This is a genomic window from Salinispora goodfellowii (assembly GCF_059570675.1).
Genome location: NZ_JCANTD010000002.1, coordinates 412,353 through 435,567 on the forward strand (window position 1 = coordinate 412,353; position 23,215 = coordinate 435,567).

Annotated in this window: 19 protein-coding genes; 15 read left to right on the forward strand and 4 right to left on the reverse strand. The window is 69.3% G+C overall.

Features of this window, described 5'->3' with window-relative positions:
• Window positions 1–20 precede the first annotated feature (20 nt).
• From T398_RS04310 to hpf, 8 genes are all read left to right on the forward strand, one after another.
• A complete protein-coding gene (locus T398_RS04310; protein ID WP_496444759.1) occupies window positions 21–992 on the forward strand; it encodes a cation diffusion facilitator family transporter in 972 nt (323 codons plus the stop codon).
• 3 nt (window positions 993–995) lie between these two features.
• On the forward strand, window positions 996–2,159 hold the full coding sequence (gene manA / locus T398_RS04315; protein WP_496444761.1) for a mannose-6-phosphate isomerase, class I: 1,164 nt from the start codon (window positions 996–998) through the stop codon (window positions 2,157–2,159).
• 273 nt (window positions 2,160–2,432) lie between these two features.
• The gene (gene ahcY, locus T398_RS04320; protein ID WP_496444763.1) at window positions 2,433–3,923 is read left to right on the forward strand and encodes an adenosylhomocysteinase; all 1,491 of its coding nucleotides are present in this window, start codon (window positions 2,433–2,435) and stop codon (window positions 3,921–3,923) included.
• A gap of 353 nt (window positions 3,924–4,276) precedes the next feature.
• Complete coding sequence (mtrA, locus tag T398_RS04325; RefSeq protein ID WP_011904877.1) at window positions 4,277–4,966, forward strand: MtrAB system response regulator MtrA; 690 nt, start codon at window positions 4,277–4,279, stop codon at window positions 4,964–4,966.
• Between the two features lie 12 nt (window positions 4,967–4,978).
• Complete coding sequence (gene mtrB / locus T398_RS04330) at window positions 4,979–6,730, forward strand: MtrAB system histidine kinase MtrB (RefSeq protein ID WP_496444765.1); 1,752 nt, start codon at window positions 4,979–4,981, stop codon at window positions 6,728–6,730.
• Window positions 6,727–8,496, forward strand: a complete 1,770-nt coding sequence (locus T398_RS04335; protein ID WP_496444767.1) for an LpqB family beta-propeller domain-containing protein — start codon at window positions 6,727–6,729, stop codon at window positions 8,494–8,496. The genes mtrB and T398_RS04335 overlap by 4 nt, the downstream gene beginning before the upstream one ends.
• A gap of 6 nt (window positions 8,497–8,502) precedes the next feature.
• Entirely contained in the window at window positions 8,503–9,204 is a 702-nt protein-coding gene (locus T398_RS04340) for a ComF family protein (protein ID WP_496444786.1), read from the forward strand.
• 244 nt (window positions 9,205–9,448) lie between these two features.
• Window positions 9,449–10,075: a ribosome hibernation-promoting factor, HPF/YfiA family gene (gene hpf, locus T398_RS04345; protein ID WP_496444788.1), complete on the forward strand. Its 627-nt coding sequence runs from the start codon at window positions 9,449–9,451 to the stop codon at window positions 10,073–10,075.
• Window positions 10,076–10,195: 120 nt separating this feature from the next.
• Here the strand turns inward: hpf and T398_RS04350 are convergent, their stop codons facing one another.
• On the reverse strand, window positions 10,196–11,323 hold the full coding sequence (locus tag T398_RS04350) for a GNAT family N-acetyltransferase (protein WP_496444944.1): 1,128 nt from the start codon (window positions 11,321–11,323) through the stop codon (window positions 10,196–10,198).
• A 278-nt stretch (window positions 11,324–11,601) separates the two neighbouring features.
• Between T398_RS04350 and secA the strand changes: the two genes are divergently transcribed.
• Window positions 11,602–14,517: a preprotein translocase subunit SecA gene (secA, locus tag T398_RS04355; protein WP_496444790.1), complete on the forward strand. Its 2,916-nt coding sequence runs from the start codon at window positions 11,602–11,604 to the stop codon at window positions 14,515–14,517.
• Window positions 14,518–14,557: 40 nt separating this feature from the next.
• On the opposite strand, the gene T398_RS04360 is transcribed toward secA, so the two are convergent.
• Both T398_RS04360 and T398_RS04365 read right to left on the reverse strand, forming a co-directional pair.
• A complete protein-coding gene (locus T398_RS04360; protein WP_496444792.1) occupies window positions 14,558–15,151 on the reverse strand; it encodes an Rv3235 family protein in 594 nt (197 codons plus the stop codon).
• A gap of 109 nt (window positions 15,152–15,260) precedes the next feature.
• Complete coding sequence (locus T398_RS04365) at window positions 15,261–15,491, reverse strand: helix-turn-helix transcriptional regulator (RefSeq protein WP_496444794.1); 231 nt, start codon at window positions 15,489–15,491, stop codon at window positions 15,261–15,263.
• Window positions 15,492–15,705: 214 nt separating this feature from the next.
• Here T398_RS04365 and T398_RS04370 point away from each other — a divergent pair, with 214 nt between their 5' ends.
• Window positions 15,706–16,212, forward strand: a complete 507-nt coding sequence (locus T398_RS04370) for a DUF6912 family protein (RefSeq protein ID WP_496444796.1) — start codon at window positions 15,706–15,708, stop codon at window positions 16,210–16,212.
• Between the two features lie 73 nt (window positions 16,213–16,285).
• Here T398_RS04370 and T398_RS04375 read toward each other — a convergent pair whose 3' ends face one another.
• Window positions 16,286–17,293 (reverse strand): hypothetical protein, encoded by a 1,008-nt coding sequence (locus T398_RS04375; protein WP_496444798.1) that lies wholly within the window; start codon window positions 17,291–17,293, stop codon window positions 16,286–16,288.
• 269 nt (window positions 17,294–17,562) lie between these two features.
• On the opposite strand from T398_RS04375, the gene pruA reads away from it, so the two are divergent.
• The 5 genes from pruA to ftsX all read left to right on the forward strand — a co-directional run bounded on the left by pruA (window position 17,563) and on the right by ftsX (window position 23,043).
• Window positions 17,563–19,191: an L-glutamate gamma-semialdehyde dehydrogenase gene (gene pruA / locus T398_RS04380; protein ID WP_496444800.1), complete on the forward strand. Its 1,629-nt coding sequence runs from the start codon at window positions 17,563–17,565 to the stop codon at window positions 19,189–19,191.
• A gap of 155 nt (window positions 19,192–19,346) precedes the next feature.
• Complete coding sequence (locus T398_RS04385; protein ID WP_018727261.1) at window positions 19,347–19,862, forward strand: PadR family transcriptional regulator; 516 nt, start codon at window positions 19,347–19,349, stop codon at window positions 19,860–19,862.
• 326 nt (window positions 19,863–20,188) lie between these two features.
• The gene (prfB, locus tag T398_RS04390; protein ID WP_496444803.1) at window positions 20,189–21,310 is read left to right on the forward strand and encodes a peptide chain release factor 2; all 1,122 of its coding nucleotides are present in this window, start codon (window positions 20,189–20,191) and stop codon (window positions 21,308–21,310) included.
• Between the two features lie 118 nt (window positions 21,311–21,428).
• On the forward strand, window positions 21,429–22,109 hold the full coding sequence (gene ftsE / locus T398_RS04395) for a cell division ATP-binding protein FtsE (protein ID WP_012181145.1): 681 nt from the start codon (window positions 21,429–21,431) through the stop codon (window positions 22,107–22,109).
• Window positions 22,110–22,167: 58 nt separating this feature from the next.
• Window positions 22,168–23,043 carry a permease-like cell division protein FtsX gene (ftsX, locus tag T398_RS04400; RefSeq protein ID WP_496444805.1) on the forward strand — a complete coding sequence of 292 codons (876 nt, stop codon included), beginning with the start codon at window positions 22,168–22,170 and terminating at the stop codon, window positions 23,041–23,043.
• The last annotated feature ends 172 nt before the right edge of the window (window positions 23,044–23,215 follow it).

Here is a 23,215-nt window from a genome sequence, read left to right on the forward strand (position 1 = left end):
CAGCGAAGCGGGGCCGGGACGTGAGCGCCGGTGGTGGGACGCGGGCAATCATCGCCGCCCTGTTGGCCAACACGGGTATCGCGGTAACAAAGTTCGTCGCATTCTTACTGACCGGCTCGTCGTCGATGTTGGCCGAATCGATCCACTCGGTCGCAGACGCCGGCAATCAGGGTCTGCTGCTGCTCGGCGGGCGGCGGGCGAAGCGCGCCGCCACCCCACAGCATCCGTTCGGGTACGGCCGGGAACGCTACATCTACGCGTTCATCGTGGCCATCGTGCTGTTCAGCGTCGGTGGTCTCTTCGCCCTGTACGAGGCGTACCACAAGTGGTCGCACCCGGAGGGTATCGAAAGCTGGCAGTGGGTGCCGGTCGTGGTTCTGGTGAGCGCCATCGTCATGGAGACGTTCTCCTTTCGGACCGCGATCCAGGAGTCGAACCGCATCCGCGGAAAGCAGTCCTGGGTGCGGTTCGTCCGGCGGGCGAAGGCTCCCGAACTGCCGGTGGTGCTCCTGGAGGACCTGGGTGCGCTGGTCGGTCTGATCTTCGCGCTCTTCGGGGTCGGCATGACCCTGGTCACCGGCGATGGCCGGTGGGACGCCGCCGGTACCGCGATGATCGGTGTCCTGCTGGTGGTGATCGCGGTCATCCTCGCCATCGAGACCAAGAGCCTGCTTCTCGGTGAGGGTGCCGAGGAGCATGAGGTCCAGGAAATCGAGCAGGCGATGACCTCCGGTGGCGAGGTGGAGCGAATCATTCACATGAAGACGCTCTACCTCGGCCCCGAGGAGCTCATGGTGGCGGCGAAGATCGCCGTTACCGCGGTTGGCAGCGCCGAGGAACTGGCTCGGGATATCAACGCGGTGGAGGCAAGGGTCCGCGCCGCCGTGCCGATTGCTCGCGTGATCTATCTGGAGCCGGACGTCTTTGTCGCGTCTGGTGCTGAGCGGACCGTAAGTGAACCCGGCGAGAAAGCCGGGCTGTCTGGGGGTTGACCCATGGAATTGTTGTACGGGCCGATCCGAAACTATGCCTGGGGCTCTCGCTCGGCGATCGCCACCCTTCAGGGGCGACCTACGCCGAGTCCGGAGCCGGAGGCGGAGCTGTGGTTGGGTGCGCATCCGGGCGCACCGGCCAGCGTGGACCGGGACGGGGCCCGGGTCAGTCTGGTCGAGTTGTTGTCGGCCGAGCCGGGGCACTGGCTGGGCCAGCAGGTCGTTGATCGGTTCGGCGTTCGACTGCCGTTCCTGCTCAAGGTCCTCGCCGCCGACGCGCCGCTCAGTCTTCAGGCTCATCCCGATCCGGAGCAGGCCCGCGCCGGCCACGCCGCTGATGCGGCGCGGGAGGCGGGGCAGCGCAACTACGTTGATCCGTTTCACAAGCCGGAGCTGCTGGTGGCGCTGACGCCGATGGAGGCGCTCTGCGGGTTCCGCGCTCCGGCGGAGTCCGCGGAGGTGCTCGCCGCCTTCGGCGTACCGTCGCTGGAGCCGGTGGTGGCCGCCCTGCGGACGGGCGCGGCGGGTCTCGCCGACGCGGTACGTCTCCTGCTCACCTTCCCCGCCGATCAGCGTGCGGGGTTGGTGGCGGCGGTGGCGGCGGCGGCGTTGGACACTCCGGACGCGCGGCTGGCCCGGTCGCTCGCCGACAGCTACCCGGGTGATCCCGGTGTGCTGGTGGCGCTGCTGCTCAACTGGGTGCGGATCGCGCCGGGGGAGGCGATCTGGATGCCGGCCGGGAACCTGCACGCATACCTGCGCGGAACCGGTGTGGAGATCATGGCGGCGAGCGACAACGTGCTGCGCGGGGGGTTGACGCCGAAGCGGATCGACGTCGACGAACTGTTGCGGGTGCTGCGGTTCGAGGTGTTGGACGATCCGGTGGTGCGGGCGGTGCCGGTCACGCCGGGTGTGGTCTGCTGGCCGGTGCCGGTGGACGACTTCGCGTTGCATCAGGTCCAGGTGGGCTCGGATCGGGCGGAGGTGACGGTGCCGCTGGTCGGGCCGCGGGTGGTGCTCTGCAGCGCCGGCGCCCTCACTGTGGACGACGGTGCCGGGCCGGTGGAGCTGGGGCCGGGGCAGGCCGCGGTGAGCCCGGCTGCCGCCGGCGCGCTGCGGATCGCAGGTACGGGTGAGGCGTACGTGGCGAGCTCTGGGCTGCGCTGAGCCGCACCCCCAGTAACCCGCAAGTCCGATTTTCCCGGAATGGCTTGACTTGCCGGGATGGTGGTGTGACTCTTTGGGTACAGCGTTGTCGCGACGACGGTCGCGGGGGCGTGTGGGGAACCAAACCGGGGGGATGTGCGGGGCGGTCGGACCAGGGGCGGAGCGTTCGTCCGGGTGCCGGCCGCCTCGTGCGCTGTCCGGGGAGGGGCGCGGTCGGCCGGTACGCGCGCGTAAGGTGTTTATCGCGCTGCACATCGTCGACAGGAGTACTTCATGACCAGCACCCTTCCGGCGTCCGCCAGCGGGACGTCCCAGCCCACCACCGTCTCCGACGGTGACTACAAGGTTGCGGACCTGTCGCTTGCTGAGTTTGGGCGCAAGGAGATTCGGCTCGCGGAGCATGAGATGCCGGGGCTGATGGCGCTTCGGCAGGAGTTTGGGCAGTCGCGGCCGTTGGCTGGTGCGCGGATTTCGGGTTCACTGCACATGACGGTGCAGACGGCCGTGTTGATCGAGACGTTGGTCGTGTTGGGGGCACGGGTCCGGTGGGCGTCGTGCAACATCTTCTCCACCCAGGACCACGCCGCTGCTGCAGTGGTGGTGGGTCCGGAGGGCTCCCCGGAGGCGCCGGCGGGTGTGCCGGTCTTCGCCTGGAAGGGCGAGTCGCTGGAGGAGTACTGGTGGTGCACCGAGCAGGCGTTGACCTGGCCGGGTGACGAGGGTCTGAACATGATCCTCGACGACGGTGGCGACGCCACGCTGCTGGTACACAAGGGCGTCGAGTTCGAGCGGGCCGGTGCGGTGCCGGCGGCGGGCGCCGATGACAGTGAAGAATTCACCATGGTCCTGGACCTGCTGCGCCGTTCGCTGGAGCGCGACAGCGGCAAGTGGACCCGGTTGGCGAGCGGTATCCGTGGCGTGACGGAGGAGACGACCACGGGCGTGCATCGCCTGTATGAGATGCACCGGGCGGGCTCGCTGCTGTTCCCGGCGATCAATGTTAATGACGCGGTAACGAAGAGCAAGTTCGACAACCGGTACGGGTGTCGACACTCGTTGATCGACGGGATCAACCGGGCCACCGACGTGCTGATCGGTGGCAAGGTCGCGGTGGTCATCGGCTACGGCGACGTGGGCAAGGGGTGCGCGGAATCGCTGCGTGGCCAGGGAGCCCGCGTGGTGGTGGCCGAGATCGACCCGATCTGTGCGCTCCAGGCGGCGATGGATGGTTACCAGGTCGCCACGGTGGAAGACGTGGTGGAGACCGCCGATATCTTCATCACGGCGACTGGTTGCTTCGATGTGATTACCAACGAGCACATGGCGCGGATGAAGCACCAGGCGATCGTCGGTAACATCGGGCACTTCGACAATGAGATCGACATGGCGGGGCTGGCGCGTCGGACGGACGTGACGCGGGAGAACATCAAGCCGCAGGTGGATGTGTGGCGGTTCGATGACGGGCGCGCGGTGATCGTGCTCTCGGAGGGGCGGCTGCTGAACCTGGGCAACGCGACCGGCCACCCGTCGTTCGTGATGTCCAACAGCTTCGCCGACCAGACGATCGCTCAGATCGAGCTGTTCACGAAGACCGACGAGTACCCGACGGGCGTGTACGTGCTGCCGAAGCACCTGGACGAGAAGGTCGCGCGGCTGCACCTGGACGCGCTGGGTGCGCGGCTGTCAACGCTGACGAAGGAGCAGGCGGCGTACCTCGGGGTGCAGCAGGAGGGTCCGTTCAAGCCGGACCACTACCGCTACTGAGGCGCGACGCCCAGCACGGTTGGTTATCTCGTGTGCTGGCCGGCCCCACCAGACCGGGTGGGGCCGGCCAGCCCGGGGCGGGCCGCCGCTCTCGCCGCCCCCGGGGGCGGCCGCCGCCCGCCGCCAGCCCGGGTGAGCACCGGATCCCACCCTTCGGTACTGGCGCCGGTGGGCGTACCCAGGGATCATGGTGGCAGGCTGGTCCGGCCAGCCGACTGTGCGGCCGATGGTTACGGCTGGGCCGCGGGGTGCTGGGTAACGGCGGCCGACGGCATCGGTGCCAGCGGACGTGGATCCCGCCACGGAGGCGGACGTGGATCCCATGACGGAGATGGGGATGGAAGATTAATCCCATGAGAGCTCGGGTACTGGTGGTTGACGATGACCCCGCACTCGCCGAGATGCTGGGCATTGTCCTGCGCAGCGAGGGCTTCCTGCCTTCGTTCGTGGCCGACGGCGAACGTGCCCTGGCCGCGTTCCGGGAGAACCGGCCGGACATCGTACTGCTCGATCTGATGCTGCCGGGCATGAGCGGCATTGACGTGGCTCGGTCGATCCGGGGCGAGTCGGGTGTACCGATCGTCATGCTGACTGCCAAGAGCGACACGGTGGATGTCGTCCTGGGGCTGGAGTCCGGGGCGGACGACTACGTGGTGAAGCCCTTCAAGCCGAAGGAACTGGTGGCCCGGATGCGGGCCCGGCTACGCCGGGGCGAGGATGCCGCCCCCGAACTGCTCACCATTGGTCCCCCGGGCAACCAGATCACCATCGACGTGCCGGCGCATACCGTCAGCCGGAACGGCGAGGAGGTGAAGCTGACGCCGTTGGAGTTCGACCTACTGGTCGCGCTCGCCCGCAAGCCACGGCAGGTCTTCACCCGGGAGGTCTTGTTGGAGCAGGTCTGGGGGTACCGGCACGCCGCGGACACCCGCCTGGTCAACGTGCACGTCCAGCGGCTCCGGGCCAAGATCGAGCCAGATCCGGAGCGCCCGGAAATCATCCTCACCGTGCGCGGCGTGGGCTACAAGGCGGGTACCGGATAACCTGGCCACACTGTGGCCAACTCCCTGGTTCCCGACTCCACCACGAACGGCTCCCCGCGCCGCCTCGGCGCCGGGGAGCTGTGGCGTGCCGTCGGCGGGTGGGGCGCTCGGCTGGTCGCCGGGCTGCACCAGGGCTGGCGGCGCTCGTTGCAGGTGCGGGTGGTAACCATCACGCTTCTGGCCTCCAGCCTGCTGGTTGGTGGCTTCGCCTACCTCATCGCAGACAAGATCACTAGCATCCTGCTGGAGAACGCCGAAGCCGATGTGCAGGACCGGCTGAACAGCGGTGCGGCGTACGCGGCCAAACAGCTCGGGCTCTACCACAAGCCAGAAGAGGCGCAGTTTCAGGAGACCGTTGACGGGACGGTGAACTACCTGGCCGGCGGCGGCCCCCAGCAGGCGACCGGGGTGGTGGTCGCCCTGATCGCGGACAACGCCGAGGGGGTGATCCAGCCCCGAACCGCCCCGGCGGTGGACAACTTCGGTTCGTTGATCAGCCCGGAGCTGCGCGCCACCGTCGCCGCGGGCGAGGTCGCCAGTCAGATCAGCACCGGCCGGCTCGGTGAGACCGATACGAAGTATCTGACCTACGGTTCGCCGGTACCGACCCAGTTTGGTCAGGTAGAGCTCTACTACCTCGTTCCGTTAACCCGGCAGGATGCCACCGCCGCCGATGCCCGGGCGACCGTGGTCGGGACCGGTATCGCCCTGGTGGTGCTGCTCGGGCTGCTCGCCGCCCTGGTGACCCGGCTGGTGGTGCTGCCGGTCCGGGTGGCTGCCCGGACCGCGCAACGCCTCTCCGCCGGCCTGCTCGACCAGCGGATGGCGGTCAACGGCGAGGACGATCTGGCGTTGCTCGCCGAGTCCTTCAACCAGATGGCGACCAACCTGCAACGGCAGATCCTCCGGTTGGAGGAGATGTCGCGGCTGCAGCGCCGCTTCACCTCGGATGTCTCGCACGAGCTGCGGACCCCGTTGACCACGGTCCGGATGGCCGCAGACCTGATCTTCGCCGAGCGGGATGAGTTCGATCCGGCCGTGGCCCGGAGCGCCGAGCTGCTCCAGACGGAGCTGGACCGGTTTGAGGAACTGCTGACCGACCTGCTGGAGATCAGTCGATTCGACGCCGGCTTCGCCGCGCTGGATGCCGAACCCACCGATCTGGTGCCGGTCGTGCACCGGGTGGTGGCTCGACTGGCCTGCCTCGCCGAGCGGGTCGGGGTCACCGTCGAGCTGGATCTGCCGGGGGGCCCGGTCATCGCCGAGGTCGATCCGCGTCGCGTCGAGCGGGTGCTGCGCAACCTGGTCGGCAACGCCGTCGAGCACGGCGAGGGCAAGCCGGTGCACATCACCCTGGGGGCAGACGAGACCGCGGTGGCGGTCACGGTGCGCGACCGCGGGTTGGGGCTCAAACCGGGGGAGGAGAAGTTGATTTTCAACCGGTTCTGGCGGGCTGACCCGTCGCGGGCCCGACAGACCGGGGGCACCGGGTTGGGCCTGTCGATCAGCCTTGAGGACGCCCGGCTGCACCGCGGGTGGCTGGAGGCGTGGGGCGCGCCAGGGCAGGGGGCCCAGTTCCGGCTGACCCTGCCGGCGCGGGCCGGCGACCGGCTGACCTCCTCGCCGCTGCGACTGGTTCCCGCTGACGTGCGGCTGCCGTGTGGTGGCCCACGCGAGGGCGGCCTGCTCGCCATCGGTCCGGGCAGCGCGGGGGCGCTGGCGGTCGGCCCCGCTCCGACCGATGGCGCGGAGGCCCGGCCGTGAGCCGCCAGGTGCTCGCCGGCCTGCTCGGTGGCGTTCTCCTCGTCACCGCGGCCGGTTGCGGGATCCCGGGAGAGACCGAGGTACGCGTCGAGGGCCCCGGCCCGGCCGCCGAGACGGGTACGCGTAGCGGGGGCCGGTCGGCGCCGTCGTCTCGTACCGCGGCGGACAGCCGGGAGGAGTTTGTCGACAACTTCCTCGCCGCCGCGGCCGGGGAGCTGGGTGGGGCGTACGACCGGGTTAGCGAGTTCGTCGTTCCCGAGGACCGGGCCCGGTTGCCGCGGAAAGAGGGGAGCGAGGTCGCGCTGACCGTGGTGCGGCTGGTCGAGGAGCCGGTCATGGTCCCCGGGCCGGAGGAGATCCAGGTCACCCTCACCGTGCAGCAGGTCGGGCAGCTGACCGCCGACGGGGTGTTGGCGCCGCCGGAGGCCAACCCGGCCACGTACGAATTCGGCCTGCGGCCGTTCGCGCCGGAGGGTGGAGACGACGTTGAGTGGTATGTGACGAATCCACCGAACGTGCTCCTACTCAGCGTCGAGGCGCTGCAGCAGTACTACAAGCCCTGGACGATCTACTTCTGGAGTTCGGACCGGCTGCGCCTGGTACCGGACCAGCGCTACCTGGCGCTCGCCGTGCCCGAGGACCGGCTGGTCAGCGAGGTGGTCCGGTGGCTGGTCGGTGGCCACTCCGCCTGGCTGAAGCGGGCGATCAGCGGGCTGCCGGACGGTACCAATCTGATCAACAACGCCACCCGGACGGACGACCGCTGGGAGGTCAACCTGGACATGGCCGGTGCGGACAGCACCCGGCTGACTCTGCTCGCCACCCAGCTGGTGTGGTCGCTGCCGGAGCTGACCGGGCAGCTCGAGCTGAAGATCCGCAACCAGTCGCAGGTGACCATCAAGGATGTGGGGGAGCACCGGAGGCTGAATCCGGTGTATCAGGTCAACACCATCCCGCAGCCCTTCTGTGTCTACGAGGGGGCGATCCGTTCTCTCGGCCCGACAGCCGCGCCGGTGACGACGGCCGAGAACGACAAGGTGCTCTCGGCCGGTATCAGCTACTCCGGGCAACGCACCCTCGCGGCGCTTGCGGTTGATGCCGGGGACGGGCGGCAGCGACTCGCGGTCGAGGTCGGTTTCGCCCCCCTCACCTCGTTCACCAAGAGTCAGGAGACGTTCCGGACGGTGGGTCGTCCGGTCTGGCTGCGTTCGGCGCAACCGCGGCGGCCGGTCGGCCTGGTAGTCGCCGACGGCCGGTTGTACCGCTTTGACGAGGCGGCCAAGCTGGAGCCGGTGCAGCTGAGTCTCGGGGGGGTGACAGCGGTGGCCGGCGCCCTAGACGGACATCGACTCGCGATCGTCAGCGAAGGTGAGCTCTACCTGGCAGCGGTGAGCCACGATGGGGACACCCTCGCCGTCGGGCCGCCCCGCCGGATCCACACCTCCCTCAGCGGGCTCACCGCGGTCGACTGGTACGGCGAGAACAGCCTGGTGGTCGCCGGTTCGAACGGCGGCAAACGAGTGCTCTACGAGGTCGGAGTGGATGGGTCCCGGGAGACCAAGCTGCATGTCACCGGCGCTGTCGTGACGCATCTGGCGGCGTACCCGGTGCATCCGGACGCCCCGTACCGCATGGTGATGTATGAGGCCAACGATGTGGCGTACCAGGGCTTTCCGTTCGAGCGGATCACCCCGGACCAGGTACGGGACCTCGCGCCGAACGACACCCAGACCAGCGACCCGTCCGCGCCCTTCCTGCTTTTCTGATCAGTGATGCGGGGCCTCGGTCGAGTCGTCCAGGACCTCGGCGCACTGGTGCTGCCGGTGGAGTGCGCCGGATGTCGGGACCGGCGACCCGGGCTGCGGCACGGTGTCTGCCCGGAGTGCGTCGCGGCGTTGGGCGACCTGCGTCCGCGGCCGGTACGTCCGACGCCGGCTCCGGAAGGACTGCCGCCCTGCGTGGCGCTCGGCCCCTACGCGGGCCCGCTGCGCGAGGTGCTGCTCGCGTACAAGGACCATGGCCGGCACGGGCTGGCTCGGCCGCTGGGCGCGCTGCTCGCCGAGGTGGTGGCGGTCGCGGTCGGCCCGGTGCGACCGGTGTTGTTGGTGCCGGTGCCGGACACCCCGGCTGCGGCGCGGGCTCGGTACGGCGACCACCTCAGCCGGTTGGCCCGGCACTGCGCGGACCGGTTGCGGCGGGCCGGCTGGCCGGTCGAGGTCCGTTCCGCGGTGCGGGCGCTGCCCCGGCCGGACTCGGTGACGTTGGACAGCGCGGGTCGGGCGGCGTCGGCCGCCGTGGCGTTTCGGGCCCGGCGCCGGTGGCGGCCGATGCCGGCGGGTGCGGCGCTGGTTGTCGTGGACGACATCGTCACCACCGGCTCGACGCTCGCCGCGGTGAGTCGGGTGCTGACCGCGACTGGCCGGGTGCCGTCGGTTGCGGCGATGCTTGCGGCGACCGAGCGGAAGGGCCGGTAACCGACCGTAATTTCTTTCTCCCCTTGGTGAACGATTCAGGAAAAATACTGGACTGTCCTGAAAACCAGGGGTGACGGTCGGCCGAACAGGAGTTAGCGTTCTGCTGTCGGGGGAAGTAGGAGTTCTCCCACCTCCCGGCGGTGAAGGGAGGCGTAGCCGCACTGACCGGTCGACGCTGGGTGGGACCGTCCCGAGGGCGCGACCGGGGTACCGCAGTAACGACCATCCGAACGAGGGAGGTCACGTGGAGATCGTGGTCAAGGGCCGGAACGTCGAAGTTCCAGATCATTTCCGGGTGCACGTAGCGGAGAAGCTCGCCAAGATCGAACGCTACGACCACAAGATCATCCGGGTTGATGTCGAGCTGTTTCATGAGCGCAATCCGCGTCAGGCGGACCACTGTCAGCGGGTGGAGATCACCTGCGTTTCGCGGGGCCCGGTGATGCGGGCCGAGGCGGGCACGAGCGACTTCTACAGCGCGCTCGACGCGGCCATCGCCCGGCTGGACGCCCGGATGCGCCGGGCGGCCGACCGCCGTCGGGTCCACCACGGCCGGCATGCCCCCATCTCCGTCGCCGCCGCCACCGCCGGGCTTCCGGTGACCGACCTCGTCGCCGGTCCCTTCTCCGCCGACACCGCCACGTCGACGGCGGTTGCCGAGCGGGCCGAGGAGGAGCGCGACGACCAGCCGTGGCACATCGCGCGGGAGAAGGTCCACCTGGCCGAGCCGATGACCATCGACGACGCCCTGTTCCAGATGGAGCTGGTCGGGCACGACTTCTACCTGTTCCAGGACAAGGAGTCCGGTCGGCCCAGCGTCGTCTATCGGCGGCATGCCTACGACTACGGGATCATCTCCCTGGCCGTCTGACGCCCAAGGTACGGGCCGAGCACACCGGTGGCCGGCCCCCGGACCCGGTCCTGTCGGGGTTGGGCTCCAGGCCGAGCAGCGCTTCGCTGACCGGCCTGGGGCCGAGCCTGGTCAGCGTGCTCAGCGGGCTCCGGGTGCCTCGGTCAGGTCGCCCGGGAGCAGGCCGAAGAGCGTGCTGTCCCTTCGCAGCCCGCCGCCGGCGGGGAAGCGCCCGCGTGCCCGTCCCTCCCGGCTGAACCCGGCCCGTTCCAACACCCGCTCCGAGGCGATATTGCCAGCGTGGGTATCCGCCCAGAGCCGGCCGAGCCGGACCTCGGTGAATCCCCACTCGGCGAGCAGACGGACCGCTCGGGTGGCGTACCCGAGTCCGCGCCAGGCCGGCAGCAGGCCGTAGCCGACCATGCCCTGTTGGAACTGCGGATTGTCGAGGACCAGTTGGCAGAGTCCGGCGGTGGCCCCGCTGCTCGCGTCGATGATGGCCAGGTTCGCGACCTGGTCCCGGAGCCATCGGGACTGCCCCTCCCGGCAGTTCCGTTCGATGTCCGCCCGCCGGGGCGGCTCCGGCGGCACCAGGACGGCGACCGTCTCGGGCCGGGTATGCAGGTGGTACATGGCCTCCGCGTGCTGCGGGCCGCGCGGCCGGAGCTCCACCACGCCGTCGGTGAGCCGGCCGTCGGGCAGGTCCGGCAGCAACCGCGGAGCCGGTCCCGGGGGGTCGCCGGCGAGCCGCGCCCAGGTGATGAGATCAGCCCATTCGCCGTCTCGGCCGCGGCTCGCCAACCGGCGTACGCCCTCGGGGCGGAAGCCGGCGGCCAGCGCCACCCGCTGGCTGGCGATGTTCTCCGGGACGGTGAGGAGTTCCAGCCGGCGAATCCCGCTGGCGAACGCCCGGTCGGCGAGGGTCTGGGTCGCTGCCGTGGCGACGCCGCGCCCCCGCGCCCACGGGGCGACCCAGTAGCCGATCGCCGCCTCCTGGCGACTGACGGCCGGGTCGTTCAGCCCGACCGTGCCGAGGAGACGGTCCGTGTCGCGGTCCGCGATGGCGTACGCGGCCCCACCGCCGGCCCAGGCCGCGGGCGCTCCTTCGGTGATCCACCACCGGGCGTCCGCCTCGGTGTACGGCGACGGCAGCGCCGGCAGGAAGTGCTGGACCAGCGGGTCGGAGCAGGCGGCTGCGGTGTCGGGGATGTCCTCGAGGCGAGACAGGCGCAGCCTGATCCCGGGCCCGTCGATGGTCTCCGGCGTCATGCCGCCGCCGGCCCGGGGTGCGGTGTCGATCCGCCCCGGCCCGGTCTCGGTTCCGGCCGGCCGCTCCGCGGGGAGGTCTCCGTCCAGCTCATTGATCTCGATTCGCCTCACCCGGGTCATCGTGCCGGACTGTTCGCCCACGGCGTAACCGGATTAGTCCCGCCCGCTCGGACCGCGTGCGTTATGTCCGCTTCGGCGGAGCGGACCCTGCCACCAGTGACCATCGCCGCGATGGAGCGCCTACGATGGTTCGAGACTGTCTAGGGGAGCGTTGATCCGTGTCGATTCTGGAAAAGGTCCTCCGTGCGGGCGAGGGGCGCCTCGTGCGCCGGCTCAAGGCGATCGCCGCCGCCGTCAACTCCATCGAGGACGACTACGTCAACCTCACCGACGACGAGCTGCGGGAGATAACCGCGCAGTTCCGGGAGCGGCTGGCGGACGGCGAGACCCTCGATGACCTGTTGCCCGAGGCGTTCGCGGTCTGTCGCGAGGGCGCCGCCCGGGTGCTTGGCCAGCGCCCGTACGACGTCCAGGTGATGGGTGGCGCGGCGTTGCACTTCGGCAACATCGCCGAGATGAAGACCGGCGAGGGGAAGACCCTCACCTCGGTCATGCCGGTCTACCTCAACGCGCTCTCCGGCGACGGCGTGCACGTGATCACGGTCAACGACTACCTGGCCGAGCGGGATGCCGCCTGGATGGGCCGGGTGCACGAGTTCCTCGGGCTCACCGTCGGCGTCGTGCTGCCCAATCGGCCCGCCGCCGAGCACCGCGCCGCCTACGAGTGCGACATCACCTACGGCACCAACAATGAGTTCGGCTTCGACTACCTGCGTGACAACATGGCGTGGTCGAAGGAGGACCTGGTCCAGCGGGGCCACAACTTCGCCGTCGTGGACGAGGTCGACTCGATCCTGATCGACGAGGCCCGCACCCCGCTGATCATTTCCGGCCCGGCCGAACACTCCGCCCGCTGGTACGGCGAGTTCGCCGCGGTGGTCGCCCGTCTCCAGGCCGGCAAGGAGGGTGGGGGCGACTACGAGGTCGACCGGGCCAAGCGCACGGTCGCGGTGTCGGAGCGGGGAGTCGGCAAGGTCGAGGACCGGCTCGGCATCGACAACCTCTACGAGTCGGTCAACACGCCGCTGGTCGGCTACCTGAACAACGCGATCAAGGCGAAGGAGCTCTTCAAGCGGGACAAGGACTACATCGTCAGCGAGGGCGAGGTCCTGATCGTTGACGAGTTCACCGGCCGCATTCTGCACGGGCGCCGCTACAACGAGGGCATGCACCAGGCGATCGAGGCCAAGGAGGGGGTGGAGATCAAGCAGGAGAACCAGACCCTGGCTACCGTCACCCTCCAGAACTACTTCCGGCTCTACGGGAAGCTCGCCGGGATGACCGGTACCGCCCAGACCGAGGCGGGCGAGTTCAACAAGGTCTACAAGGTCGGGGTGGTGACCATCCCCACGCACCGGCCGATGGTCCGGGAGGACCGCTCCGACGTCATCTACAAGACCGAGAAGGCCAAGTTCAACGCGGTCGTCGAAGACATCGCCGAACGGCACCAGGCCGGCCAGCCGGTGCTCGTCGGCACGGTCTCGGTGGAGAATTCCGAGATTCTCTCCCAGCTCCTGCGTCGTCGGGGTATTCCGCACTCGGTGCTGAACGCGAAGTTCCACGCGCGCGAGGCGGAGATCGTGGCCCAGGCGGGGCGCAAGGGCGCGGTCACCGTCGCCACCAACATGGCCGGCCGCGGCACCGACATCCTGCTCGGCGGTAACCCAGAATTCCTCGCGGCCAACGAGTTGCGCCAGCGCGGGCTCGACCCGGCCGAGCACGAGGAGGAGTACGCCAAGGCGATGGAGGAGGTCCTGACCACCTGGAAGCAGGCCTGCGACGCCGAGGCGGAGGAGGTCTCGGCTGCCGGCGGCCTCTACGTGCTGGGCACTGAGCGGCACGAGTCCCGGCGCATCGACAACCAGCTGCGCGGTCGGTCGGGTCGCCAGGGTGACCCGGGTGAGTCCCGTTTCTACCTGTCGCTGCAGGACGAGTTGATGAAGCGTTTCCGTTCCGGCGCCGTCGAGGCAGTCATGGAGCGCTTCAACATCCCGGAGGACGTGCCCATCGAGTCCAAGATGGTCACCCGCCAGATCAAGACCGCGCAGGCGCAGATCGAGTCCCAGAACGCCGAGATCCGCAAGAACGTCCTCAAGTACGACGAGGTCATGAACAAGCAGCGGCAGGTGATCTACGCTGAGCGGCTTCGGGTGCTCAACGGCGAGGACCTGTCGGACCAGGTCCGGAACATGATCGACGATGTCGTCGAGGCGTACGTCCGGGGTGCCACCGCCGAGGGCTACGCCGAGGACTGGGATTTCGAGCAGCTCTGGTCCAGCCTCAAGCAGCTCTACCCGGTGGGCATCACCATCGAGGAGCTGGAGGAGGAGGCCGGCGGAAGCCGGGCCGGCATCGATGTCGACTTCCTGCTCAGCCGGCTCAAGGAGGACGCGCACGCCGCCTACGGCCGCCGCGAGGAGCAGCTCGGCACGGAGGGCGTCCGCCAGCTCGAGCGGATGGTCCTGCTCCAGGTGATCGACCGCAAGTGGCGTGAGCACCTCTACGAGATGGACTACCTCCAGGAGGGCATCAGTCTTCGGGCCTACGCCCAGCGGGACCCGGTGGTGGAGTACCAGCGCGAGGGCTTCGACATGTTCGCCACCATGATGGACGGCATCAAGGAGGAGACGGTCGGCTTCCTCTACAACCTGGAGGTGCAGGTCCAGGAGCCGGAGCCGGCGGCCGACGAGGTCAAGCTCCTGGAGAAGCCGGTCGAGGTCCGGGCCAAGGGCCTGGGTCCTACACCCCAGCAGCAGGGCCTGCAATACTCCGCGCCGACCCTCGACGGGGAGGCCGGGCGCGGCTCGGTCGCCGTCGAGCAGGCCGACGAGCCGGCGCCGCGGAAGGGCCGGCCCGCCCGGACCGCTCCGGCCGCCCCCGGGCAGAGCGCGCCGACCGCCCCGCAACGGCCGGGCAGCGGTGCGCCTGGCCACGCCGTCGCCGCCGGCACCGCCCGCCGGGCGGCACCGGGGCAGGCCGAGGGCGGCAACGGTCCGTCGCGAAACGCGCCGTGTCCGTGCGGCTCGGGCCGTAAGTACAAGCGCTGCCACGGCTCGCCCAACGGCGGCGCCTGACCGACCTGTGAGAAGGTGTGCGCGTTGCGTGCACACCTTCTCACAGAACGTTGAGGGCGGTGCAGTGCCAGCTGCCGCGACGCTGTTCGAGGCGGATCGCCATCGCCCAGGTCCTGCCGGTTGGTCCGGCCAGCACGGCGGCTGCCTCGACGACCGCGGCTCGCGGCTCGCATACCCGCAGCCGACGTAGGCGCGTGCCGGGCCGGGTGGAGCGGCGTCGCGCCGGCCCCGCCCGGGCGGTGGCGCGGGTCAACTCGGCTGCCAGCTCGGCCGCCCGGCCTGGGTCGAGTAGCCGGCGCAGTTGGCTGTGGGGTCGGTAGCCGTTGATCACCTCCAGGCAGGTGGTGACGAACCGATGCGCAACCCGGGTCGCCTCGGGGGTGGCGGTGGCCAGCGCTGTCGCGGGCAATCGGGTCGGTGCGCGCCGGGGCCGGGCTGGGCCCGGCCCGGCACCGCGACGCTGGTCGGACGAGCGGGGCAGCGAGCCTGGGCCCAGCCGGAACAGGTCGAGCGCGAGTTGCCCGTCGATCGGCCAGTGGGCGGGGTCGTCCTCGACGCAGGGCGGGTCGATGGACGGGGCCGGGCGAAGCCGGACGGGGGGACGAGTCGGCTCGGGGCGGCGGACAGCAGGCATCCCGGCCCTCCATATTCTTGTGTTTGCCTTCGTTTGCCTACGGCAGCCACGATTCTGGAGGACGAAAGAGGGGGCGGTCAATGCCTGTGGATACGGGACGGCGGGCGGGCTACTCCGGCTCCCGTTCGGCGAGCGGGTTGTCGCGAACCCACTCGGCGGTCTCCGCGTACTTGTCGTTGATGTACTCCTCCAGCCGCGTGCGCTCCACCCGCCACTGACCACGTCCGCCGATCTTGATCGCCGGCAGCTCACCGCTGCGTACCATGTGGTAGACCTGCGAGTCCGACACGTTCAGCTCGGCGGCGACCTCGGACAGCAGCAGGAACCTCGGCTCCGCCACGCAAACTCCCTGAGTTGGCTGCGTTTGCCTTAGTTTGCCACCAGCAGGATCCCGAAGGCAGTGGGGTCCACCACGCCGCCGCGAGTGCGCTCGGGAACACTCCGGGAGCCCGACTTTCGTCGAGCCAGCCCGGGGTGTATGACGGTCACGGCGTACGGCATGACCGGCGCCCCAGACCGGCATCCGCCGGTGGAGCTGAACCCAGGGAGAACCGGTGACCAATGAGCATGTCCGGGTGTATGTCCCGGCGACCGTGCCGATGCTGACCCTGCTGCGGACCGCCGGGCTCCCCGCGGCCTCCGCGCACGCGGTCACCCCGGCGCTGCGCGAGTGGTACGCCGAGGGGGACGAGGAGGAGCTGGAGTACGTCGCGTTCACCCGAGCTGCCCAGGACGCGCTCCAACTCCTGCAGGCCGACGGGGCGGCGCCGTGCCGCCGGGTCGTCGTCTCGGCTGATCTGCCCGCGGCAACGGTCGGACCGGGTGACGCGGACCTGGGGTCCAGCACGGTCGAGCTGACCGGCCCGGTACCGGTGGGGGCGGTGGCCGCCATCCACGTGGACGGGGTGGACGCGGTCACGGATGTCGCCGCCGCGGCCCGGGTGGTGACCGATGCGCTCGGCGGCGATCCGGACGCGCAGTTCACCGTCGACGGCGCCGAAGACCATGAGCTGGAGTGGTACGACCGCACGGAGCTGGACCAGCTCCTCGAATTGGGCTAGCCCCGCCGCTCGACCTGGTTGGCCGTACCCGGTCTGCTCCGGCTGGCTCCGACCGCCTTCCGGTCGGAGCGGGCTACGCCCCGTCCGGGTCCTCCTCGTCCAGGGGAGCCGGTCCGAGGGTACGGCCGAAGGTAATCATCGCGGTCAGCGCGCCGACGAAGAGCACCCAGATCCCGTTGTCCACCCGTGAGGTGCCGAGCGAGGTCTGTGCCACGGCGTCCGCCTCGCTGAGCGCCCCAGCCAGGTCGAGTAGCCGCCGCCCACCGACGCGCAGGATCACCTCGGCGACGAGCAGCAGCAGGCCGGGGCCGGCCCCGGCGACCAGGTAGGCCGGCCAGCGCAGGGTGGGCGGATCGTTGCGGTGCCTGGCCGCTCGGCGCCGGGACCAGGTCAGGTAGCCGAAGGCCAACAGCCCCGCCACCAGGCCGGCGAGCAGGGATTCGGTACGGGAGACCCACTTCGCGGCGTTGAGCAGCGACTCCTGGGTTTCGCCGGCGCCGAAGAGGTCGAAGAGTGGGTCCCGCGCCCAGCTGAACGCCACGACGAAGACGAGCGTGCCGAGACCGGCGGCCACCACCGCGCCGACCACCGGGGCGGTCCGCATCGCGGCGATGCCCCCGCCGATGATGGCGGCGGCGGCGGTGGTGCCGGCGATCACGTTGGTGGTGGCCGGGTCGGCGTAGGTCAGGCTGATCGCGAAGGCGGCGGCGAGCCCGATCAGCAGCCCGCTGGCGACGGCCACGACAAAGCGCAGGGTGGCCCGGTCTCGACCCTGATGGGCGAGCAACTCCGCTCCGAACAGCGCGAAGGCGGTGCCGGCGACGAGCGCGGCAGAGATCACTCCGGGTAGGGCGAAGGCGGAGAGGCTGATCGCGGTGACTCCGGCCGCCGCCGAGTCGATCACCGCGCGGGTCGACCAGAGCATGGCGGTCAGCCAGCCGAGCGCCAGCAGGCCGAGTATCGGCGCGCCGGGGGCGAGCGGGCCGGTCCTTGTCGGCGCCGATGGCGTGCTCTTCTGGTCCGGGTCCGGGCTCGCCTGCGTCGGCTCCGTGGTGGCGGAGTCGCCGGGCTGCTTCGTCATCGTTGTCCCTTCGACCGGCAGTCGGCCGGCGGCGCGGCCGGAGGTTCACCGGCCCACCAGGGTACGCGTTCGTCGTCATCGGCCCGGGAGCCATGTCGGCCGGTGCGCGGCGAGTTGGGTGGTGGGGGAAAGGGTCCAAACGTGGGAGTATCAGTCGAGGTCCCGCCGCCGTGTCTGGCCCCTGCGGCCTGGTGTTTGGCGTCCGGCCACCCGGCCGACGCTCCGCGGGTCCGCTACCCCTGCTACCCCGAACGCCCAGGAGCCTTGTGATGGACGCCGTCTTCTCCGTGCCCGAGCCCCACAACGAGCCGGTACGCCCCTACGAGCAGGGGGACGCCGACCGAGACCGGCTGCAACGGCGGCTGGGCGAGCTGGCCAGCGACCGGATCGACCTGCCGATGACGATCGCGGGCGAGCAACGGATGGCGGGCGGTGCCTCGATCGACGTGGTGCAGCCCCACCGACACGCACACGTGCTGGGCGTCACCGCCCACGCCACCCACGACGACGCTCGCGCCGCGGTGCAGGCCGCCAAGGACGCGGCGCCCGGCTGGCGGGCGTTGCCGTTCGCGGAGCGGGCGGCGATCTTCCTGCGCGCCGCTGACCTGCTCGCCGGGCCCTGGCGAGACACGTTGAACGCCGCCACCATGCTCGGCCAGTCGAAGACCGCGTTCCAGGCGGAGATCGACGCGGCCTGCGAGTTCATCGACTTCCTCCGGTTCAACGTCCACTTCGCTCGCCGGCTCCTCGCCGAACAGCCCCTCTCCTCGTCGGGCACCTGGAACCGGTTCGACCACCGTCCGCTCGAGGGCTTCGTCTACGCGATCACCCCGTTCAACTTCACCGCGATCGCCGGCAACCTACCCTCGGCGCCGGCCCTGCTCGGCAACACGGTGGTCTGGAAGCCGGCCCCCACCCAGCAGCTCGCCGCGCACTTCACGATGCGGCTCTTCGAGGCGGCGGGCCTGCCCCCCGGTGTGATCAACATGGTCACCGGGCGGGGTGCGGAGGTGTCCGACGTGGTGCTGACCGACCCCGACCTGGCCGGCATCCACTTCACCGGCTCCACCAAGGTCTTCCAGCAGCTCTGGCGAACCGTCGGCGAGGAGATCGCCAACTACCGGACCTACCCGCGCCTGGTCGGCGAGACCGGCGGCAAGGACTTCGTGGTCGCCCACCCCAGCGCTGACCTGGACGCGCTGCACACCGCCCTGATCCGGGGCGCGTACGAGTTCCAGGGTCAGAAGTGCTCCGCGGCCTCCCGCGCGTACATTCCACGGTCGTTGTGGGCTGGTGGGCTGCGGGACCGGCTCGCCGCCACCACGGAGGCGCTCACCTACGGCGACGTCACCGACTTCAGTAACTTCGGTGGCGCCGTCATCGACGCCAAGGCGTACGCGCGGCACACCGCAGCCCTGGAGTTGATCTCAGGGGATGACTCGTGCCAGGTCGTCGCCGGCGGTACCGCCGACGACTCGGTCGGCTACTTCGTCCGGCCGACGCTCTTCGAGTGCACCGACGCCGCCCACGAGACCTTCACCACCGAGTACTTTGGGCCTATCCTCGGCGTGCACGTCTTCGACGACGCTCGCTTCGACGAGGTGGTCACTCAGGCCGAGTCGATCGCGCCGTACGCGTTGACCGGCGCCATTTTCGCAACCGACCGGCAGGTGGTCGACCGGGTCGCCGAGCGGATGCGGTACGCGGCCGGCAACTTCTACATCAATGACAAGCCCACCGGTGCGGTGGTCGGTCAGCAGCCGTTCGGCGGCGCCCGTGCCAGTGGCACCAACGACAAGGCCGGCTCCTGGCAGAACCTGGTCCGATGGATGTCACCCCGCACGATCAAAGAAACCTTCGTCCCGCCGACCGACCACACCTATCCCCACATGGGCTAACCAGAAGGACCCCTTCGCCAGGTCGACCGCCCGGCTTGGGGGAGGGGTCCTTTCATCCACTCCATATGGATAGACAGTGCACATAGGAAGCCCTGACGGGTGGCGAAAACGTGAAATCCTGGACGTCGCGACTGCAAAGTGGCAGCGTGAGAGGCATGGCGGATTCCGGAGTCAATCCCACGGCGGCGGCCCTGCTCGGGCTGCTTCACGAGGGCCCGATGACAGGTGGTCAACTGATGGCCGCCGCCGAGCGCCGGTTGGCGCCGTACTGGTCAATGACCCGCAGCCAGGTCTACCGAGAGCTGCCCGTGCTAGCCGAGAAAGGGCTGGTGCGGCTCGGTAAACCGGGGCCGCGGATGAGTCAGCCGTATGCGATCACCGCTGCGGGTAAACGGACCTTCTCCCGATGGCTGACGGAGGAGCCCGGTCGGGACACCATCCGAAACCCGATCGCGCTGCGGTTCGCCTTCGGAAACCTACACTCGGCCAGCCAGCTCAAGAACCTTCAGACGGCTGCGAACGAGTACCACACGGAGGCCCTGGCCCGGGTTCGGGAACAGGTGAAGAATGCGAAGAAGGAAGGCGACACGTACGACGCCAGCGCCTTGGAGTTTGCCGTCGCATACCACAAGGCCGCCCTGTCCTGGCTCAAGTCCGCCCAGGTCAACTGACCCGGCGGTAGCCCTCGGACCTGGGCGCAGGTAGCCCCCAGGTCCGGAAAACCTTGCCCCGGTCCGGCCGGTGCTGATGCGGACCCCGCCTCGCCCGCGGGGTGGCTACGGCGTGGGCTGCGGGGCTCGCATGCTCACTCCTCGCCCGCGCCGGGTTTGTTCGGCGTGGGCTGCGGGGCTCGCATGCTCACTCCTCGCCCGCGCCGGGTTTGTTCGGCGTGGGCTGCGGGGCTCGCAAGCTCACTCCTCGCCCGCGCCGGGTTTGTTCGGCGTGGGCTGCGGGGCTCGCAAGCTCACTCCTCGCCCGCGCAGTAGTCTTGTCTGTCGTGACCGATGCCGACTACGCCGAACAGCTCAAGGAACTCGACGCCACTCTTCGCAACATCGAGTCGGTGCTAGACATCGACCGGCTGCGGGCGGACAAGGCCCGTCTGGAGGAGGCCGCCTCCGCCCCCGACCTTTGGGACGACCAGGCCCGGGCGCAACAGGTCACCTCTCAGCTGTCGTACGTGAATGGGGAGATCAACAAGCTCGCGGAGCTTCGTTCTCGCCTCGACGACGCCAAGGTGCTGCTGGAACTGGCCGAGGCGGAGTCCGACCCGGGTACCTTCGCCGAGGTCGAGACGGAGGTCGCCGGGCTGACCAAGGCCATCGACGAGATGGAGGTCCGCACCCTACTCTCCGGTGAGTACGACTCCCGGGAGGCGCTGGTGGCGATCCGCGCCGGTGCCGGCGGCGTGGACGCGGCGGACTTCGCCGAGATGCTGTTGCGGATGTACCTGCGCTGGGCTGAGCGGCACGGCTACCCCACCGAGGTCTACGAGACCTCCTACGCCGAGGAGGCCGGGCTCAAGTCGGCCACCTTCACCGTCAAGGTGCCGTACGCGTACGGCACCCTCAGCGTCGAGTCGGGTACCCACCGGCTGGTCCGGATCAGCCCTTTCGACAACCAGGGGCGGCGGCAGACCAGCTTCGCCGGGGTCGAGGTACTCCCGGTGGTGGAACAGACCGATCACATCGACATTCCCGAGAACGAGATGCGCTTTGACGTCTACCGGTCGTCCGGCCCCGGCGGGCAGAGCGTGAACACGACCGACTCGGCGGTTCGGATCACCCACATCCCGACCGGCATCGTGGTCACCTGTCAGAACGAGAAGTCCCAGCTGCAGAACAAGGCATCCGCGCTGCGCGTCCTCCAGGCCCGCCTGTTGGAGCGGAAGCGCCAGGAGGAGCAGGCCAAACTTCAGGGCCTGAAGACCGACGCCGCCGGCTCCTGGGGTGACCAGATGCGTTCGTACGTCCTGCATCCGTACCAGATGGTGAAGGACCTCCGAACGGAGCAGGAGACCGGGACTCCCTCCGCGGTCTTCGATGGCGAGTTGGACGCCTTCATCGAGGCCGGTATCCGGTGGCGAAAGCAGCAGCAGCTTGCTGATAACAAAGCGTGACCGATCGTGGGCGCAGCGCACCATCGAAAATCGTGAGTGCGGGCAGATTGATGACGTGTCCCGAAATTGAGGGGCGCAGGATTTGGCACATCGGTTACACCGCGTAGACTCACGACCCGTGATTCAGCTTGAGCAAGTGACGAAGACGTACCCGAAGGCGTCCCGGCCTTCGCTCGACAACGTGTCCGTCGCGATCGAGAAGGGCGAGTTCGTCTTCTTCATCGGCCCATCCGGCTCCGGCAAGTCCACCATCATCAAGATGCTGCTGCATGAGGTTGCGCCCAGTAAGGGGCGGATCGTCGTGAACGGCAAGGATGTTACGTCGATGCGTTCCTGGAAGCGGCCCGCCTTCCGGCGCTCGATCGGCTGCGTCTTCCAGGACTTCCGGCTGCTGCCGAACCGCACCGCCTACGAGAACGTGGCGTTCGCGCTCGAGGTGATCGGCAAAACCAAGGCGGTTGCCCGCCGGGTGGTGCCGGAGGTGCTGGAGCTGGTCGGGCTGGGTGGCAAGGAGCACCGCTACCCGCAGGAGCTCTCCGGTGGTGAGCAGCAGCGGGTGGCGGTCGCGCGAGCGTTCGTGAACCGTCCGCTGATCCTGCTCGCGGACGAGCCGACCGGAAACCTCGACCCGGACACCTCCATCGAGATCATGCGTTTGCTGGACCGGATCAACCGCACCGGTACGACCGTCGTGATGGTTACCCACGACTCGAACATCGTGAACCAGATGCGCCGCCGGGTCATCGAGATCGAGAGCGGCCGGATCGTCCGCGACCAGGCTCGCGGCGTCTACGGGTGAGCCGGCGCTCCACCCGGACTGACGACCACCACCTGCCGGAGACGCGGAGGAATCTTCGATGCGCTTGAAATACGTCCTGTCCGAGGTCATGGTCGGACTGTGGCGCAACGTGACCATGACCATCGCAATGATCATTACGATGGCGGTCTCGCTGACCATGCTCGGCGCCAGCGGTCTGATCTACGTCAAGGTCGCCGAGATGAAGGAACTGTACTTCGAGAACATCGAGGTCTCGATCTTCCTCGAGACCGAGGTCACCGAGGAGCAGAAGACAGCGATCAAGGCCAGGCTGGATGCCGACCCGCTGATCGCGAACGTCACGTACGTCAACAAAGAAGAGGCGTACGAGGTTTTCGAGGAGATGTTCCGAGACTCCCCGGACCTGCTCAGCGCGATCGATCCGGAAGTGCTGCCGGAGTCGTACCGGCTGAAGCTGGTGAACCCGCAGGAGTACGAGGCGATCGGGGAGCAGTACGCCGAGGTTGAGGGCGTCGACCAGGTGGTCGACAAGTCCAGCGTACTCGACAAGATCTTCAGTCTCTTCTCCGCCGGTCAGAAGATCGCCCTCGTCGCGGCGGTCGCGATGGCTGTCGCCGCCCTGCTCCTGGTCGCCAACACGATCCAGGTCGCCGCCTACAGCAAGCGGCGCGAGGTCGCGGTGATGAAGCTCGTCGGCGCGTCGAACTGGTTCATCCAGGCGCCCTTCGTCCTGGAAGCCGTGGTCGCCGGCCTGATCGGATCCCTGCTCGGCCTCGGCGCCCTCGCCGGGCTGAAGGCATTCCTCTTCGACGGCGCGCTGCGCGCCCTCCAGGGGCTCTTCGCGCCGGTCAGCTGGGGCGAAGTGCTGCTGGCCTTCCCCCTGATGGCCGCCGTCGGAGGTCTGATCAGCGCGATCACCGCCTGGGTTACGCTCCGCTTCTACCTGCGGGTCTAGCGCCCGCCGGGCGGCCGCTGGGGTCGCCCGCGCACCCTGTCGGGCCGGGGCTTCCCCGCACCGGAAATAATCGGCGCGGGGGAGCCCCTGTGCTCCGGTAGGATGATCGCCGCTGTCGACCCAACGGGCGCAGCGACCGGGCTGTTCGACCCGAGGGACGCAGCGACCAGGA